15 protein-coding genes are annotated in these 17,716 nt (G+C 66.4%); 5 read left to right on the forward strand and 10 right to left on the reverse strand.

Annotated elements, in window-relative coordinates; genetic code table 11:
* Window positions 1-16: 16 nt before the first annotated feature.
* The 3 genes from EFL26_RS21390 to EFL26_RS21400 form a co-directional block, all read right to left on the reverse strand.
* The gene (locus EFL26_RS21390) at window positions 17-1,198 is read right to left on the reverse strand and encodes a flavin reductase (protein WP_246000320.1); all 1,182 of its coding nucleotides are present in this window, start codon (window positions 1,196-1,198) and stop codon (window positions 17-19) included.
* Window positions 1,199-1,403: 205 nt separating this feature from the next.
* Entirely contained in the window at window positions 1,404-2,021 is a 618-nt protein-coding gene (locus EFL26_RS21395; RefSeq protein ID WP_123224947.1) for an MBL fold metallo-hydrolase, read from the reverse strand.
* A 169-nt stretch (window positions 2,022-2,190) separates the two neighbouring features.
* Window positions 2,191-3,408, reverse strand: coding sequence for an acetyl-CoA C-acetyltransferase (locus EFL26_RS21400; RefSeq protein WP_123224948.1), 1,218 nt, complete (start codon window positions 3,406-3,408; stop codon window positions 2,191-2,193).
* A 179-nt stretch (window positions 3,409-3,587) separates the two neighbouring features.
* Between EFL26_RS21400 and EFL26_RS21405 the strand changes: the two genes are divergently transcribed.
* Window positions 3,588-4,013 carry a MaoC family dehydratase gene (locus EFL26_RS21405; protein ID WP_123224949.1) on the forward strand — a complete coding sequence of 142 codons (426 nt, stop codon included), beginning with the start codon at window positions 3,588-3,590 and terminating at the stop codon, window positions 4,011-4,013.
* A gap of 5 nt (window positions 4,014-4,018) precedes the next feature.
* Window positions 4,019-4,573, forward strand: a complete 555-nt coding sequence (locus tag EFL26_RS21410) for a thioesterase family protein (protein WP_148046796.1) — start codon at window positions 4,019-4,021, stop codon at window positions 4,571-4,573.
* A gap of 63 nt (window positions 4,574-4,636) precedes the next feature.
* Here the strand turns inward: EFL26_RS21410 and EFL26_RS21415 are convergent, their stop codons facing one another.
* The 3 genes from EFL26_RS21415 to EFL26_RS21425 form a co-directional block, all read right to left on the reverse strand.
* A complete protein-coding gene (locus EFL26_RS21415; protein WP_281273823.1) occupies window positions 4,637-5,050 on the reverse strand; it encodes a MaoC family dehydratase in 414 nt (137 codons plus the stop codon).
* 35 nt (window positions 5,051-5,085) lie between these two features.
* Window positions 5,086-5,841 carry a 3-oxoacyl-ACP reductase FabG gene (gene fabG / locus EFL26_RS21420; RefSeq protein WP_123224952.1) on the reverse strand — a complete coding sequence of 252 codons (756 nt, stop codon included), beginning with the start codon at window positions 5,839-5,841 and terminating at the stop codon, window positions 5,086-5,088.
* 296 nt (window positions 5,842-6,137) lie between these two features.
* Window positions 6,138-6,554: an ester cyclase gene (locus EFL26_RS21425; protein ID WP_123225140.1), complete on the reverse strand. Its 417-nt coding sequence runs from the start codon at window positions 6,552-6,554 to the stop codon at window positions 6,138-6,140.
* Window positions 6,555-6,973: 419 nt separating this feature from the next.
* On the opposite strand from EFL26_RS21425, the gene EFL26_RS21430 reads away from it, so the two are divergent.
* Entirely contained in the window at window positions 6,974-8,113 is a 1,140-nt protein-coding gene (locus EFL26_RS21430; protein WP_123224953.1) for a class II histone deacetylase, read from the forward strand.
* Window positions 8,114-8,732: 619 nt separating this feature from the next.
* Here the strand turns inward: EFL26_RS21430 and EFL26_RS21435 are convergent.
* Entirely contained in the window at window positions 8,733-9,758 is a 1,026-nt protein-coding gene (locus EFL26_RS21435; protein ID WP_123224954.1) for a site-specific integrase, read from the reverse strand.
* Window positions 9,759-10,351: 593 nt separating this feature from the next.
* Here EFL26_RS21435 and EFL26_RS21440 point away from each other — a divergent pair.
* Window positions 10,352-11,359 (forward strand): Fic family protein, encoded by a 1,008-nt coding sequence (locus tag EFL26_RS21440; RefSeq protein WP_123224955.1) that lies wholly within the window; start codon window positions 10,352-10,354, stop codon window positions 11,357-11,359.
* 4 nt (window positions 11,360-11,363) lie between these two features.
* The gene (locus EFL26_RS21445) at window positions 11,364-13,706 is read left to right on the forward strand and encodes a DEAD/DEAH box helicase (RefSeq protein WP_123224956.1); all 2,343 of its coding nucleotides are present in this window, start codon (window positions 11,364-11,366) and stop codon (window positions 13,704-13,706) included.
* Between the two features lie 65 nt (window positions 13,707-13,771).
* Here EFL26_RS21445 and EFL26_RS24955 read toward each other — a convergent pair whose 3' ends face one another.
* From EFL26_RS24955 to EFL26_RS21460, 3 genes are all read right to left on the reverse strand, one after another.
* Entirely contained in the window at window positions 13,772-14,749 is a 978-nt protein-coding gene (locus tag EFL26_RS24955) for a site-specific integrase (protein ID WP_281273824.1), read from the reverse strand.
* Between the two features lie 266 nt (window positions 14,750-15,015).
* Entirely contained in the window at window positions 15,016-15,597 is a 582-nt protein-coding gene (locus EFL26_RS21455; protein ID WP_123224958.1) for an ASCH domain-containing protein, read from the reverse strand.
* A complete protein-coding gene (locus EFL26_RS21460; protein WP_183408310.1) occupies window positions 15,594-17,678 on the reverse strand; it encodes a GNAT family N-acetyltransferase in 2,085 nt (694 codons plus the stop codon). The genes EFL26_RS21455 and EFL26_RS21460 overlap by 4 nt, the downstream gene beginning before the upstream one ends.
* Between the last annotated feature and the right edge of the window lie 38 nt (window positions 17,679-17,716).

The following is a 17,716-nucleotide window of genomic DNA, read 5'->3' on the forward strand; positions in this document are numbered from 1 at the left end:
CGCTTGCAGCGCGTGTTCATCGCGGGACCGTGATGGCCCTGCTCGCGGCCGCGGCAGCGTCGAGAAGCAGCGCGGCCTGGTCGCGCACCTCGGCGGGCGTCACGTAGCCCGTCCGTCCCCACAACGTGAGCATGTAGGCGACGTGGTGGTCGGCCGCGAAGACCGGCGCGCTGAGCGAGCGCAGCTCCACCTCACGGTCGGGCTCCTGGGGCTGGTTGTAACCGTCGAGCGCCTGGATGAATGCCTGGCGCAAGGCAGTCGCCGACACCTGGGGGTCACCCGCGTTGATCCGGGTGGCGACTGACTCCAGATGCGCTCCAGCATCGTGACCCGTCGCGATGGCGTAACCGCGCTCACGGACCAGGTCGGGCACGCGCCGCAGCGCAGCGAATTGATCGGCCCCCACCGCGTGGGCGACCGGCGCCATCCAGGCTGAGCGGAGCGCCTCATCGCCCCACGCGACGAAGCAGCTACCGATCGGAGCCATGAACGGAAGTCGCTGACCGACCCTGGTTGGGGCGACGGCGATGTCCGTACGACCCGCCGCGGCCGCGAGGACCAGCTCGTCGCCAACGAGTGCAATCGCAGTCACTTCGGAGTGGAGCCGGGAAGCCAAGGACTCCATGAACGGTCGGGCCAGGTCGATCAACGTCAGATGCGTGAGCAGGTCGGAATCACCGGCTGCGAGGGATGAGGGCGTGAACGACCCGTAACCGCCTCGGAAGAACAGAAGCGGTTGGCCGGGAGCGCCGAACTCGAGGTCGACGACCCGACCGACGACGATGTCGTGATCGCCGGCATCATGGATCTGCTCCGTGACACAGTCGATCCACACAACGGCGCCGTCCAGCACAGGGTTGCCAGCCGGAGAGTGGTGCCAGCCGAAGCCCTCGAATTTCCCGCTCTTCCTGATGGCGACTGCCCGACACAACTCCTCTTGATCTGCGCGCAGGACGTTGATGCAGAACCGTTTGCCGCTCTCGCGAAGTGCGCTCCACGACGAGGAGCTCTTGCTCGGCAGGAAAGCCACGAGGGGTGGCTCGAGGGAGACCGACGTGAACGATCCCACCGTCATTCCGATCGGCTCGCCCGACTCGCTCGCGGCGGTTACGACCACGACGCCCGTCGGGTACTGGCCGAGCACCTCCCGGAAGTGGGCGGGATCGATACCTGTCTTTGTCTGACGCGCTCCAGTCACGACAACTCCCCATCGACGCTTGAGGCCACTTCGTTTGATAGTGCACTCTCATAATACAGGGTGGATCGGCGAGATGACGAGCCTGCCCGCCGGAATCCGTAGGTTCTGGGGGGATGGGAGTGGACGGCAGGTGACCTCGGACGAGGCCGTCTCGAGCTTGGCTGGACGGCCTCAGGTCAGCGGCACGCAGCTCGAGGCCTGCACCTCAGCGGGGAGTCGCCTTGCTCGGCTCGAATGCCGGGCCGTGGCCGGGGACGATGAGGACCGGATCGAGTCCCAGGATGCGTTCCCGGTGGCTGTGGAGCAGCTCACCGTTCGAGGCGAACGGGTCCTCCTCCGGGACGGTTTCGGTCCACCACAGATGAGTGAAGACGACGAGGCCGTCCGCGGTGTTCACCAGCGTGGTGATGTCCTGGTCGGTGTGTCCGGGCGTCTGGAGCAGCTTCACGCCCGGGGCCACCTCGACGCCGTCGGCCATGCGACTGTGCCACTGGTCGCCCTTGTAGACGGCCCAAACGTCGTGGGTCTGCGCGTTGCCGAACAGGGCGATGTTGAGCGTGTGGTCTGGGTGGTGGTGGCTGATGATGATGTCGGTGATGTCCGACGCCGCGAACCCGCGTTCCTTCAGCGGGTCGAGGACGGTGCCACTGCTCCTCATCATGCCGGGGTCGTGGATGATCCTGCGGTCGCCGGCCCGGAAGAACGAGACAGTCGATGCGACGCTGCCGGTGTCGCCGAGGTCACCGAGGGGCCATGGGGAGTACCCCGCGGACAGCACGCCCCATTCGTCGACGACGCCAGTGGGAAGATCGGTGTCGGCCATCTGGCTAACGTCCTTTCGGGGGCTCATGGGAACAGGCAGGCCAGGGGGCGCCATGCCGCCAGGCTTCGATTCAACCCGTCGCGAACCTGCATGGAAAGTCCTAGATCTGCACCGGTTGGGCTGGGAGGTGGGTACGGGTGCGCGCTCGTGCCCACTCCCCCAGACGTCCTCAGGACAGCCGTTCGAGCACCATGGCCATGCCCTGTCCGCCACCGACGCACATGGTCTCCAGACCGAACTGCTTGTCGTGCCACTGCAGCGAGTTGATCAGCGTGCTGGTGATCCGGGCTCCCGTCATCCCGAAGGGATGACCCACAGCGATGGCGCCGCCATTGACGTTCAGTCGGTCCTCGGGGACGCCGAGCTCGCGGGCTGAGGCGATCACCTGGGCGGCGAAGGCCTCGTTGATCTCGACCAGATCAATGTCGCCGATGCTGATGCCGGCCCGGTCGAGGGCCTTACGCGACGCCTCGACCGGACCGAGTCCCATGATCTCCGGAGAGAGCCCGGACACAGCCGTGCTGACGATCCTCGCGAGCGGCGTGAGACCGAGCTGCTTCGCCTTCTCGTCCGACATGATCACGACGGCTGCGGCCCCGTCGTTTAACGGGCAGCAGTTGCCGGCCGTCACGGTGCCGTCGGGCCGGAACACGGGCTTGAGGCCGGCGAGCGCCTCGAGCGTCACGCCTGGCCTAGGTCCGTCATCGGATGTCACGACTGTCCCGTCCGGAAGAGTCACTGGCGTGATCTCGCGAGCCCAGAAACCGCTGGCGATAGCCGCCTCGGCGCGGTTCTGGCTGCGAACACCGAAGGCGTCCTGGTCGGCCCGCGTGACGCCCATGAGCTGAGCGACGTTCTCAGCCGTGTGCCCCATCGAGATGTACACGTCGGGCAGGTCGCCCTCGGTTCGAGGATCGACCCAGGTTTGACCGCCTCCAGCGAACTTGTCGGTGCGCGCCTCGGCCTCTGCGAACAGGGGGTTCTGCGTTCCCGGCGGACCGTCGGCGCCTCCGTTCGAGTAGCGGCTCACGGTTTCGACGCCTGCCGAGATGTACACGTCGCCCTCGCCGGCCTTGATGGCGTGGAAGGCCATTCGCGTGGTCTCCAGGCTGGCTGAGCAGTACCGGTTGACGGTCACGCCGGGGAGGTGATCGAGCCCAGCGAGCACCGGCACGACCCGGCCGATGTTGTAGCCAGCTTCCCCGGCGGGTTGACCCACACCGAGGAGGAAGTCCTCGATGTCGGCCGGATCAAGCTCGGGGACCTTCGCCAAGGCGGCATGCACCATCTGGACGGTCAGGTCGTCGGGACGCATGTCCCGCAAGGACCCCTTGAACGCGCGCCCGATGGGCGAGCGGGCGACCGAGACGATCACTGCTTCCGGCATCTTCACTCCTCAGCCAGGCAGCTCGGCATGTTGCACGGGCGCTGGACCGGTATGTGCGCAAGCGCACTTCGTTTGATAGTGTGCTCTCAGAATACCTTGGAGAGCGGACGCCGGTCGAGCCAACGTGTCGGACGCCACAGCGCTCACGCTGGATCTCCAGCAAGAGTCAGGAGAGTGCCATGGGTGAACACGCACATCGTCCACCGCCGGCGATCGGCAGCACCGCCGAGATGAGCCGGACCGTGACGGGTGACGACATTGCGACGTTCACGAGCATCAGTGGCGACCTCAATCCTCTGCACTACGACGAGACCGCGGCGAAGGCTTCCCGGTTCGGCGAGATCGTCGTCCAAGGTGGCGTCGCCAGCGCCATCCTCAATGCGGTCGTCGCCGAGAAGCTGCCTGGGCCCGGAACCGTGTTCTTGAACGTGAACTGGAACTTCACCGCGCCCGTACGCCCCGGAGATGTGATCACCGGGCGCGTCGAAGTGCTGGAAGTCCGTGACGACAAGCCGATCACCAAGGTGCGCACGACTGTGACGCGCGATGACGGCACCGTCGCTCTCGTAGGAACCGCGGTGTGCTACACGATGGCGATCGAGTGACGACGATGTCGAACGCCACCGGTGTGCACGCCGCGCGACAGGAACAGCAGATGACCCCATCGTCGACCCCGTCCTATCTGGCAATCAGCTCGATCGCGCCTGTGATCGAGAGCCGTGTCGAACCGCACCTGACGGACGGCAACGGTCACATGAACGTCCGGCACATCTACTCCTACGGTGTCGGAGGAGCCGACCTCCTGGCCGAACGGTCAGGTATAGACGCGGAGTATCGCGAGAAGCGCCGGATGAGCATCTTCGCGGTCGAGCACCACATCCAGTTCTTCTCCGAGATGCAGGAGAACGACGCGTTTTCCGTTCACCCACTGTGGGTCGATCGGTCTGAGCGTGTGGGTCACATTCTTGTCTTCCTGCTGAACCGAACGACGCGAACCCTGTCGTCGATCCTGGAGCTCGCCGTGGTCCACGTGGACCTCGACAACCGGTCCTCGGTTCCGTTCCCGCCAGCGATCGCTGCGGAGCTCGACCGATGTCGTGCCATCACCCGGGCCATCCCGTGGCCGATCCCCACGAGTGGCGCGGTGGGCGTGCGTCGGGGTTGATCCAGGACCGGAGCCGTGACGAGCGATCGCCGCCGACCGCTCAGGGCCCAGCCAGTAAGCTGCTCAGGGCACTAGAATCGAGACTGTCTCCACGACACATGCCGGCTTGTCTCCACCCTCACGTTCGATGGTGAGTCGCGTGATGACCTCGTGGCCACGTTCGCTCGAGGTGACCGAGATCAGGTCGGCACCGGCGCGCACCTTGGAGTTCACCGGCACCGGCGCCGGAAACCGGAGCTTGTTGGCGCCGTAGTTGACGCCCATCTTCACTCCTTCGACCTTGTAGATCTGCCACACGAGCTGCGGGACCAAGGAGAGGGTGAGATAGCCGTGCGCAATGGTGGTCCCGAAGGGACCTTGTGCAGCATCTTCGGGACGGACGTGGATCCACTGGTGGTCACCTGTGGCGTCGGCGAACGCGTCGATCTGCTGTTGCGTCACCGTGTGCCAGCCGGAGAAGCCGAGGTGGCTCCCCACGGCCTGTTCGAGCTCGGCGACGTCTTTGAAGACTCTCACGCCACCGGTCCGCCGGCGACGTAGAGCACCTGGCCGGAGACGAACCCTGCCTCCTCGCTTGCGAAGAACGAGACCGCATGAGCAACGTCGTCGGGGCGACCGGTGCGCGCCACCGGAATCTGGGCAGCAGCGCTGGCCTTGAATTCCTCGAAGGGGACGCCCACGCGCTCGGCGGTTGCGGCGGTCATCTCTGTCTCGATGAAACCGGGCGCGACCGCGTTTGCGGTCACGCCGAACTTGCCCAGCTCGATCGACAACGTCTTGGTGAATCCCTGCAGCCCGGCCTTGGCGGCCGCGTAGTTGGCCTGCCCCCTGTTGCCCGCCGCCGATGTGCTCGAGAGATTGACTATCCGTCCGTACGCCGCTTCGGTCATGTGCTTCTGCACCGCCCTGCTCATGAGGAACGCACCGCGGAGGTGGACGTTCATCACGCTGTCCCAGTCGTCCGTGCTCATGCGAAACAACAGATTGTCGCGGAGGACTCCCGCGTTGTTGACCAGAACGGTGGGAGCGCCGAGCTCGTCGGCAACACGACGGACTGCCTGGTCGACGGCCGACTCGTCGGCCACGTCCGCACCGACACCCAGAGCCGTCCCTCCGGCGGTTTCGATCTCGTCGACGACCGCCTTGCAGGTGGCCGCGTCGAGGTCGATGACGGCGACCGCCATTCCGTCGCTGGCAAGTCGACGGCACACGGCCGCGCCGATGCCGCGGGCACCTCCGGTGACGATCGCTACACGGGTGTGAGTCATCGGAACTCCTCCTGTCGATCCTGCGTGGGATTCGAGTGATGGCAGGACCGCCGCTGCGCCCTCGGAGGGCGCTCTGTTGCGGTGTCCGGTCGGATGTGCTGCCCGTCAGCTTGAAACATGCCTGCGTCCTGGCCAAGCTCGAACCAGGCGTACTTCTCGTGCCGCACGAAGCCTGTCGGTCTGTTCGTTGACCTGCTCGCTTCCGAGTCCGTCATCGTTCGGCGGCCCGGTGATGCACTCCCGGCGCGTAGGGACAGGTGAGCCGGGGGTCGATGGCAGAGCCCATGGGCATCTCCTCAGACCCATCCGAGCTGTTGCATCGAGGCGACGTCGTTCCAGATCTTCGTGATGTGGCGGATCTTGCCGTCGTCGAAGGACATGTCGTAGACGGAGTCGGTTGCCACGCTCTTTCCGGTGGGTGCGACAGGGCCGCCTCCGCCGGTGTGAGTGCCATGGAAGACTCCGTAGACGACCACCTTGCTTCGCACGCTGTCCACGGCGAACGATCTGATCTCCGGACGGCCGTCGGGCACGGGGGTGAAGAAGCCCTTCATCCACTCGGTGTAGGCCTGGACGCTGTCAACACCCTGAAGGGCAGCGGCCTGGGCCGCGAATGTGGCGTCCGGGTGGCAGTAGTGCTGGCAGTTGTCCCACCCGCCGCCGGTCTCGCAGGCTTCGAAGAACCTTTCGGCAGTCTCCCCGATCCCAGTCATCATCATTCCTTCCGTTGGTCGTTGGCAGAGGTTCCATCGCGACAGTGCTGCCTAGCCCGACGACCGCAAGGAACGCCGGCAGGACCTGCTCACCTGAATGCTGCAGAACCTGAACCAGGAGCGGGTAACGAGGATCCGAGAACATTCCCCCTGTCACTGGTCGAAAACCACAAAGACAGACGACGCATCGGCGCTTCGCCGACGCCAGGCGCGCGCTACGGGCAGCGGCGGGCAGCGCCACCTGCATCTGTGGAATTCCGCAGGGATTCCTCGGCGAATTTGCACTCTCCCCGTATCCGGTCCGAAAGCGCTCGTCCCACCATCGGTACAGGCAAGAGGCCCGCTTCACACGACGGGCCGAGGCCGTGAACTGATCTCCCGACAGTTCTGCTTCTCCTCCATGAAAGTAGGCACATCTGATGGCACGACGCACCGGTTTCGTCTGGCACGAGAAGTACGCGTGGTTCAACTTGGGGCAGGACGCAGGTTTCGTGCACCCGGACGGCATGACGATCCAGCCCGACACGCACGTGTACGACCTGGAGGTTGTGCGCAGATTCCGCAACCTGCTCGATGTGAGCGGACTGCTCGATCAACTCACCCGCGTCGTGCCGCGTCATGCGAGCGACAAGGAGCTGGGCCGCGTCCACACGCAGGAGATGATCGACGCGACCAGGGAGCTGTCCGACCTGCCGATGGGCGGCGAGGTCGGGCTCTTCGCTCCTATCCCCCGAGGCACTTTCGAGATCGCGTCGCTTGCCGCCGGTGGCGCGATCGCTGCCGTTGAGGCCGTCATGAACGGCGACGTCGACAATGCATACGCGCTGCTGCGCCCCGCTGGGCACCACTCAGAGCCCGAGCAATCCGTGGGCTTCTGCGTCTTCTCCAACGCGGCCATCGCCACGCGCCACCTCCTCGAAGAGCTCGGTGTGGAGCGAGTGGCCCTCGTCGACTGGGATGTCCACCACGGCAACGGAACCCAGGCCGCGCTGTACGACGAGCCCAGGGCGTTGACCATCTCCATCCACCAGGACCGTCTCTTTCCCCCGGACAACGGCTTCGTGGAGCAGATCGGCGCAGGCGACGCCGTAGGAACAAACCTCAACATCCCGCTGCCCGCTGGCTGCTCGGCCGCGGCGTACCACGAGGTCTACGACCGGATCGTCATCCCGGCGCTCAGGAGGTTCCGCCCCGACATCATCATCATCCCGAGCGGCTTCGACGCGGGTCACATGGATCCCATGGGCCGGATGCAGATGCACTCTGAGGGCTATCGGGAGCTCACGCGCAAGCTGATGGCCGTTGCTGATGAACTGTGCGGGGGGCGGTTGGTGTTCCTACACGAGGGCGGCTACTCCCGTTGGACGGTGCCGTTCTACGGCCTCGCCGTGATGGAGGAGCTGTCCGGCATCGACACCGGCGTGGTTGACCCCTATCAGGGCTGGGCCTCGACTGAGCATCTTGGTCTGATCGCCCACCAGTCTGCAGCGATCGATGCAGCGGCGGTGAACCTCGAACGGGTTCCCGAACACGGCCGACCCGTCCACGCCCCGGCCTGACTGCGCCACCGTCTCCGTAGACGACGCTCCCAACGGGCTTCTGAGCGCGGCAGTGAGGAGAGTTCTGTTGCACCTGACGCCTACTGTGCGGCACAACCTCGAGCTCTTCCTCGCTACGGACCCCGCCCGACGGCGACTCGCCGCGGCCTGCAGCTGAACGCTCTGAGGCGACAGCGCTGGTCGCGAGCGCAGTCGTCGAGGCTGCCAGGAACGGGGGGCGCCACGCGGAGGCGGTGGCGGTCGGCTGGACCAAGGCCATCGCGGCCGTCGCGATGCCGGACTGACGCGTCCACGACTTGGCACAGGACTGCGAGTGTCGGTGCGGATTCGAAGGTCGTGCAGCGCATCCTGGGGCACGCTTCCGCTGCCGTGACGTGGTGAACCGTTAGGTGATGCGTCGTGCGGTTGGGCCGAGGGTGAACCGGCGCCCGGACAGACCATCGCCCAAGCTGCGGGAAAGCGGCATTCGTGCCTGGTGCCCGAGGTCAGCCAGGCGGTCCACGATCACCACAATCCATTACCACTCGTGGTCGGTGAGCGTGTCGAGCCAGTCGAAGACCTCGTCGTGAAGCTCGGCGTCTGCCACCCCTGGAGAGCGATGAATCCTGCCCAGACGGGGTCATAGTCCGAGGTCGCGGCTGGAGGTGGTCTGCACGGCCTGGGCCGGGCGGATGTAGCGCTCGATGAGGATGTCGATGCGCCGGTGCCGGGTCTGGGCGGCGATCCTTTCGACGGTGATGCCGGCGAGGGCGGCGCTGGTGGCGTGACCGGCGCGCAGCGAGTGTCCGCTGATCCGGTCGCCGGCGAACCCGGCAGCGGTTGCGCGTTCCTTGACGATGTTGGAGACGGCGTTGCCGGATATGGGCTGGAGCGAGGGGCGTCGGCCGCGCAGGCTGGTGAAGAGCGGGCCGGGCTGGACGCCGCGGAGGGTCAGCCAGGCGTCCAGCGCGGCGACGGGGTCGGTCAGGGCGTGACGTCCGTGGGCGACGCCGACGACCTGTCCGCGGGCCTCTTGGTCAGTCTTGGACCGGTGCAGGTGCAGCAGCACTCCCCCGGGCTTGGCCTCGACATCGGCCAGCGTGAGCGCGGCGAGCTCGGAGCGACGCAGGGCGCCGGCGAATCCGAGCAACACGATCGCGGTGTCACGGACACCGCGGACGGTGGTGCGGTCGATCGTGGCGACGATCTGGCGCACGTCGGCGACGCTCAACGGGCGGGCAGGGCGGCGCGGGGTGCGGCCGATGATCCGGCGCAGTCCACGGCGGACCTGCCGGACCGCCTCGTGGTCGACCGGGTCATCGGCGCCGTGGCAGCGGTGCCGGTGTCCGATGGCCGAGCAGGCCGAGTCGATCGTAGCCAGGGAGCGGCCCTGCTCGGCGCACTCGGTCAGGTAGGCGCAGACCGCGGCCGGCTGCGCCGGGAAGGGCACGATCCCCCGTTTGGAGCACCAGCGCATCCAGCGTCGCCAGGCGAACGCGTAGACCTTGCGGGTCGATGCGGCGTGGGTGGCGGCCAGCGCCGCGGCGATCCGGGTCGCGTCGTCCTCGGTGAGCCCGGCCCACGGGTCATTGGGAGTGTTGGCCGGGAGGTCAGTGGCAGAGATCTGGGCCAAGGATTCGATCAGGGCGGTGCGCGAGGTTGTCATCGCAGGGTTGTACCGGGACCTCCGCGAACCGCCCCGTCGACCCCTCCGCGCGGACCGGGTCCGCACCGGGGCTCCATTGAAAAGTGCGAGTAAACGCGGAGTGGCCATGCTGTCTCCCTGATCGGGATGACGGGCATCGGCCCTGACCTGCAGGTTTGGTGGAGCTGAGGGGATTCGAACCCCTGACCTTCTCTGAAGGACCTGGCCCATGGAGTCTTCGATGAACCTCGGTCTCGCTCGACCCAAACCGCCCAATCTGCAGCCCTGCAACGGATGTGAGATCTTCTGGGCGTCCACGCTACCCCATGTCTTCGGACGGTCTCGGAGGACTTCGTCTGCCATTTCTGCTGACTTTCCGGTACATGCTGGCTCAGGGAGCCAGCCACCTCACCAGAAGCAGACCAACGGGCCGAGGTACGCAGGGTGGGATCATGGCGCGCGCCGTGAGGCTCGCCCGCAAACAAGTTGTTGTGTTCAGATTCCTCTGCCACTGACACAACAACTTCGCATAGACTTGGCGGAAGTTGTTGTGTCCGAAATAGTTCGCCTCCTGCACAACAACTTCATCTACGAACTGGAAGGAAGCGCTACGCATGGCCCGCGGACGCCCCTCACGCCAGACCATCTACGCCCAGCTCGATGAGGCGATCGAAGATCTGCGCTCACGCATGGGCGGGCTTCCCAGCCCGGCAGAGGCAGAGGCGATCTGGTCCGAGCTCTGGCACCAGGAGGCGCACCACTCCACCGCACTCGAGGGCAACACCTTGATCCTCAACGAGGTCCGCAAGCTCCTCGATGAAGGACGGGCAGTCGGTTCGAAGGAACTGAAGGAGTACATGGAGGTCGTCGGCTACGGCGCCGCGGCCAAGTGGGTGTACGGCCAGGCGATGGAGCCCGGTGACTGGACCACCGGCGATCTCTTGAGCATCCAGGAGGTCCGGACCGTTCACCACGAGGCGATGACGCCGGTCTGGAACGTAGCGCCCCATCCGCACGCGACGCCCGCGGAGACACCCGGCAATTGGCGTCAGCACGACATCCAGCCGTTCCCGGAGGGGATGACACCTCCCCCATTCCCCGAGGTCGACCATCGCATGACCGACTGGGTGAATGAGGTGAACAAGATCCGGGAAGTCGACGAGACGCCGTTCCCGGAGCGCCTGGCACGGATCCACAACGACTTCGAGAGGATCCACCCCTACCTCGACGGCAACGGCCGTACCGGCCGACTGCTGCTCAACCTTCTTCTCGTCAGGCTCGGCTACCCGCCCGCGATCGTATTCAAGAATGAGCGTGAGAGGTATCTCAAGGCGATGCGCAAGGCGGACAGGGGCGAGTACGGCCCCTTGGGTGAACTGATCGCTCGCGCGGTCACCAACAACCTCTACCGCTTCGTAGTCCCCGCTGTGGCCGGTCCCGCGCGGCTCGTGCCACTCGCCAGCCTCGTCGACCCGAAGAACGGAGTCACCGCCACGTCGCTTCGAGCAGCTGCCGAGCGAGGCCGGCTTCGCGCCCAGAAGTCGGAGAACGGAACCTGGCTAAGTTCGAAGAACTGGTTGGCCGAGTACGAGCGCAACAAGCACCGCCGCGTCAAGGGCTGATGCAGTGAGCGCCCTGCACGAGGAACTGGAGAGCTTGAGGCGCGAGAACGCGCGCCTCCGCAAGCTTCTCAAGCTGACCGATGCAGAAGCCGCACCGCCGCATGGAACCCAAGCGGCGTGGTTCGACAAGGCGCCGGGACCGGTGGACGCGCGATCACCCTCGCAGGCCAAGGTCGAGTTCTACGCCGCGCTGTTCGGTGCGAGGCGCGACGTGTACGCGGTCCGCTGGGAGAACGCTCGCACAGGAAAGTCGGGATGGATGCCGGCGGTCGAGGGCGGCTGGCGCAAGGGACGTCCCGCCTCCGAGATCCGGCACCTTCCCTTGACCATGGACGTCATCGCCGCTCACTTGACGGGCGACATCCACATCGGCCTGTATCCGATGCTCCGTTCTGACCGGACCTGTTGGCTGGCCGCGGACTTCGACGGCCAGGCCGCCATGCTCGACGCACTCGCGTATCTCAAGGCAGCCAGAGCCGTGGGAGCGCCGGCGGCGCTGGAGGTCTCTCGTTCCGGCGTCGGAGCACACGTGTGGATCTTCTTCACCGACCCCATTCCGGCAGCCACCGCGCGCCAACTCGGGACCGCTCTTGTCCGCGAGGCGATCGCGATCCGTGGCCGCATGGACCTGCGCTCTTACGACCGGCTCTTCCCCTCTCAGGACGTGCTGCCCGGGCAAGGCCCGGGGAACCTGATCGCAGCCCCGCTTCACGGCAGGTCACGCAAGCTCGGCACCACGGTCTTCCTCGACCTGGCCACGCTGGAACCCTTCGACGACCAGTGGGAGTACCTCTCGACCCTGGAGAGGCTGACCTCCAAACAGGTCGCAAAGCTCGCCTCCGCGCTCCGGGAACCCACAGTCGGTGCGCGCGTCGATCGCGCTCAGCCCGCACGATCGACCAGAACCCAGCCGAACCCGGCGCCGATCGTGCATCTCGGTCTCGACGGGACCGTCAGGATTCCGGGCTCCGAACTGACACCGTCGCTCTACGCCACCCTGAAACACGCAGCGTCGACCTACAACCCTGAGTTCTACGACCGACAGCGGCGCCGCCAGTCGACCTGGAATGTCCCGCGCATCATCACCTCCTACGACGAGACGCTCGATGATCACCTCGTCCTTCCACGTGGGCTGCGGGACACCGCGACAAGGCTCATCGAGGAGGCCGGCAGCAAGATCGAGGTCGATGACGCGCGCATCATCGGAGCAGCCGTGGATCTCTCCCCCACCCTTGATCTCCAGACGCAGCAGCTCGAAGCCGTGGAGGCCGTGCTCCCGCACGAGCTCGGGCTCCTCGTCGCGCCTCCTGGCTCGGGCAAAACGGTGATGGCCTGCGCCGTCGTCGCACAGCGCGCGATCCCCACGCTCGTGTTGGTAGACCGCAAGACGCTCGCTGACCAGTGGCGCCGCCAGATCCAGGACCTCCTCGGCATCAAGCCGGGGCAGCTCGGCGGCGGCCGTTCCAAGCTCACCGGAGTAGTCGACATCGCGACCCTGCAAACCTTGGCCCGTCGCACCGATCTTGCGGACAAGCTGAGCACCTACGGTCAGGTCATCGTGGATGAGTGCCACCACATCCCAGCGGCCGCTTTCGAGACCGCCGTCCGCACCATCCCAGCCCGCTTCTGGGTAGGGCTGACAGCTACCCCCTACCGTCGCGACGGCCTCGATGACCTCATCGGCTTCCAGCTCGGCCCGGTCCGCCACACCTTTGCCCACGCCGACCCTGACACCCTTGAGGGTGCCAGCGCCGAGCGGCCACGCCCTGTGCTGGTCGTCCACCCCACGACATTCCGGTTGGCGGAACCCGTCGACTTCTCGATCCCAGGCGCGATCACGAGCGTTCACTCGGCACTAGCAGAGGACGTGGCACGCAACGAGCAGATCCTCGCTGACGTGGTCGACGCTCTGGGGCGCGGACGACACTGCCTGGTCCTGGCCCAGCGCAAGGGTCACGTCGACCACCTGGCAGCAGCACTCACGCTGCTGGGGCTGGACCCAGTGGTACTCAAGGGCGGGATCGGCGCCAAGCAACGCGCCGCGGCAAACGAGCGGCTGGTCCCCACCGATCACGGCCCACCGTTGCTCATCATCGCCACTGGCCACTTCGTCGGGGAGGGCTTCGACTGTCCCGCGCTCGACACTCTCTTCCTGGCCGGGCCGATCTCGTTCAAAGGACGCCTCGTCCAGTACGTCGGCCGGATCCTTCGGGCCCATCCAGGCAAGCCGACTGCCGAGGTGCACGACTACCACGATGTCGAAGTTCCAGTTCTCGCGGCAGCGCTCACCAAGCGCGCACCCGGCTACACCGCCCTCGGCTTCCCCGACCCTCGCAGAGCCACGTGATCTCCCCCAGACCAGCAGAGTGAAACGCGCAAGTGACACACCAAGACGCGGCGTAGTCGTTCCGGTCAGAGTCCCAGGTCGCGGCTGGTGGTGCTAGCGAGCGCTTCGAGGGGGCGGATGTAGCGGGTGAGCAGGATCGAGAGGTCTTTGTGCCGAGTCTGGGCGGCGATCCGGTCAAGGTGGACTCCTGCTTGGAAGGCGGTGGTCGCGTGGCCGGCGCGCAACGAGTGGGCGGTGATGCGCTCGGCGGGCAGGCCAGCGTCGGCGGCACGAGCTCGGAGCATGCGGGCAATCGCGTTGCCCGACAGTGCCCGGAGGCTGACGTTGGCATAGAAGAGCCGGGTGAACAGCGGCCCGGACTCGTTGCCGCGGTGGACGCGCCAGGTCGCGAGGGCCTGGATCGGGTCGGTGGCGGCGTGGTTGCCGTGGGCGACGCCGACGACGGCGCCTTCGGCGTCCTGGTCGGTCTTGGAGCTGCGCAAGTGGAGCAGCAGGCCGCCGGGCTTGGGTTCGATGTCGTCCAGGGTGAGCGCGACCAGCTCGGAGCGGCGCAGCGCCGAGGCGTAGCCGAGCAGGATGATCGCGGCGTCGCGGGCGCCGAGTGGGGTGTCGCGGTCGATGGTGCCGAGGATCTGCCGGAGGTCGGCCGGGGTGAGTGGGCGGGCTTGGCGGACCGGGGCGACGCCGTAGGTGCGGCGCAGGCCGCGGCGGACCTCGCGGACGGCGTGGTGGTTGGCCGGGTCGGGGACACCGCGGACGCGGTGCACGTGGCCGATCGCGGAGCATGCCACGGTGAGGGTCTGGACGGTGGTCCCGGACTCGGCGCGTTCGGCGAGGTAAGCGCACAAGGTCATCGGGTCGGCGGGGAAGGCGTCGAGGTCGCGGGCGTGGCACCAGCGTTCCCACTGGCGCCACAGGTTGGCGTAGACCTTGCGGGTCGAGGCGGCGCGGGAAGCCGTGACCGCGGCACCGATGCGCTGTAGGTCAGTGGCGGACAGGCCGTCGTGCGGCTGCAGCCAGGAAGGGGTGGCATCGAGGTTCATGCGCGACTTCATAGCCGAGCGGGCCTGCTCCCCCGGCTCGTCGCGAGATCGCCGGGGCCGACGGCGACCAAGGACAGGGACGAAAATTCTGACTTTTCGGTACCTGGGTCGCAGCCCAGAATGACCGCCCAACCGAGCTCGTGCCCCGAGCGACGATCGCTGATCGCTGATCGCCGATCGACGTCAACGACCCGAGGCCGGAACGGCGTCAACATCGCGCTGCCCGAATGAAGTTTGCTTGCGGGCGGGGGCGGAGGCGGCGGAACTTACCCGCGAGATCTCAAGCGAGTGCAGAAATCCTGGATCTGCGTCGTGACGTCGGCTGGGACGTATCGCCAGCTCTGTGGTGGCTGGATGCCGATGTCGCGGATGACGGCGAGCGGGATGGGCTGGATGGCTGAGACGACGCTGTCGAGTTGGAGTGCAAAAGCTTGGTCAGTGCCGTCGAAATACGCGTCGTAGTCAAGCTCGTCGATCGCGGCGGCCGCGCCGTACTCGTCCCAGATTTCGATAGGGGTGCCTTCGCGGACGCCAGTCAGGTGGGCCCAACCGACGACTGCGCGCGTCGGTGTGGACGAGTACAGGATGACGAGGGAGCCGTCAGGGAGGTTCGGGCGGGTGCGACGCAGTTCGACGGTCTTGGTGCCATCGAGGATGGCGTTCGCGTACTGGGGTTTGACTGAGATGAACAGTGCCCGTTCGTTGGGTCCCTCGGCGCCTTGGTCGGCGGTCGCTGTGGCTGTAGAAGCAGACTTCGTGCGGCGTTCACGGCCGGCCGATGCGGTCGCGGCGCGGAGGCCGGCTTCGAGGGCTTTGACCGCTTCTTGTGCGACTCGAGGGACTCTCATCGGCGCATTCCCTCCTCGTACAGTCGCTGAAAAACCACCGCGTCGACCGGGTACGGCGACTGAATCGTCAACTTAGCAGCGTCCTTCGACAGTTCCTGGACCCGCGCCAGGGGGATGGGCCTGCGGAAGATCTCGGTGTCTGCGAACCGTAGCGCGTTGACCTTTCCGCGCCTGTCCCGGCTGGCGCGGACCTGGTCGAGGGTGAAGACGCCGATGTTGGCGAACTCCCGGTGCAGAACCTCCGGGGTTCCGATGACGCTCTCGACGAGCCGGGAGCAGGCGACGATCTCCTTGTCTCGCCGACTTGAGTACCAAAGCACCCTTCCCGGGGCCGCGGGTCGTGACTGTCCGCTGCGGTAGTAGACGTGCTCACGCGACAGGCCCAGGTCAGCGGGTCGGGCCAGGAGCGTGGGGACGTGCCCGAGGAGGTCGTCGGCGTATGCGCCACGTATCGGCACGAGGTAGGTGCTGAGCTCAGGGTGAAGGACCTTCGCAGGCCAGAGCACTCGCTCGTACTCGGACGCGTCGACCGCCGAGGTCAGCTCGTCGGGGAGAGCAAGCCCCGTCTCTGCGGCGGCCGTTCGGACCTGGGCCCAGGAACCGACCACGGCCAGGACCGTGGCGGTGAGGACACCGGCTACGTCCGGACCGAACCCGTCGCGATGCAGTTCCGCGATGACCGCGGTCGCTGCGTGTCTATCTATGAGGCGTACCGATGTCAGGCCGGAGTGGGCAGCCCTTCGGCGCAGCGCCCGCGAGATTTGGCGTGCGATCGTGGGAAGGAGGGGGCCGCGCTGGATACGCAGTAGGGGGACATCGAGGCCGTTGTTCGTGGCCTGTGCGGACCAGATCGCCAGGACCTCGCCGTCAGGGGTCAGCGTGACCTGGCGGTCATCGGTTCCGGCTGTTGTTTCGGCGAGGTCCTTGATCTGGACGCGGAACTCGACCTTCTTCTCGCCCGACTCGAGGTTGAGCATGCTGGTGAGTCGCTCCGGGTTCCAAGTCGCTGCGTCCCCGCGGGTGACCTGGTAGTGGGTCTCCTCGAGCTGCGCCGGCAGGTAGCTGGCGGTGTCGGCACGGCGGTCGATGAATGCTGGTAGCTCTGTGGGGTAGAGGACGGCGAAGTCTCGTCCATCTGCTGCCGCAGGTCCCAGGTGGGTCACCGCCGGAGCGTCACGGGTCACGAAAACGTCTGCTCCGCCAAGGATGGCCTCGGCGATGAGGGTTGCGTCTGTTTTCAGACTCGGGTCCTTCATGAGTTCCTCGGCCGGCACGTGGGCGAGAAGGTTGTCGCGCAGACGCCGCACGTCGTTGCGGTTGCCGTTGAGGACTTTCAGACCGCCGGCCGCGGCGGTCTGAAGGAGCGCGTCGCGTTCGCGGACGTCTGCGGTCCGGTTCAGCTCTCCTGTGAGGGAGAATGGCCGTGCCAGCCGAATCTGTTCGGACGCTGCGAGGATTGCAACCGTGCCCGAGAACCGCTGGCGTCGCTTCGTGGATGTGCCGTACAGGTCGCAGAACACGTTGCTGTCGACAGCTGCGACCAGCTGGTCAGGGTCCTCACTGGGCAGGGTCAGCAGTGTCGCCGCGGACTCGTTGTGCCGGACCCACTCAGTCATCGGTTCGCGGGTCTTGCCGCGTCCCGTTCGGCGGCGAACCGGCTCAAACCCGAGTGAGGGCCACGCTGCGGCAGCCTTCCAGTCGTCACGGCAGCTCAGTCGCAGACCGAGACGGTCCGAGCATCGGTCGAGCACTGCATCAGTCAGGCCTTGGGCAATGCCTCGTCCGCGGCACTCCTCTGCGACGCATAGGTGCGCGATACGCGCGTACCTGTCGGCGCGAACTGTCGGCGCGTACAAGCAGTACCCGGCCAGCGCCTCGGTTCCATCGTCGAACGTTCGGATCGCCAGGACGATGTTGCCGCTGGTTGCTGCCTGATGAAACCCAGCGAACGGCATATGCCCTAGCCAGTTGCGATGTTTGTCGCCCAGTTCGATGACCTTCTCGACCCAGTTCGCGGGCACAGTCTCGATGCCGACGACGCGGATCGTGTCGCCATCGAGGTTCTGGGTTGCCCGAGTCACGTCAGACAGTCTCACCCAGGCGAGGACCGCGTGCCTGC

The organism is Nocardioides pocheonensis, assembly GCF_003725535.1.
Classification (GTDB): Bacteria; Actinomycetota; Actinomycetes; order Propionibacteriales; family Nocardioidaceae; genus Marmoricola; species Marmoricola pocheonensis.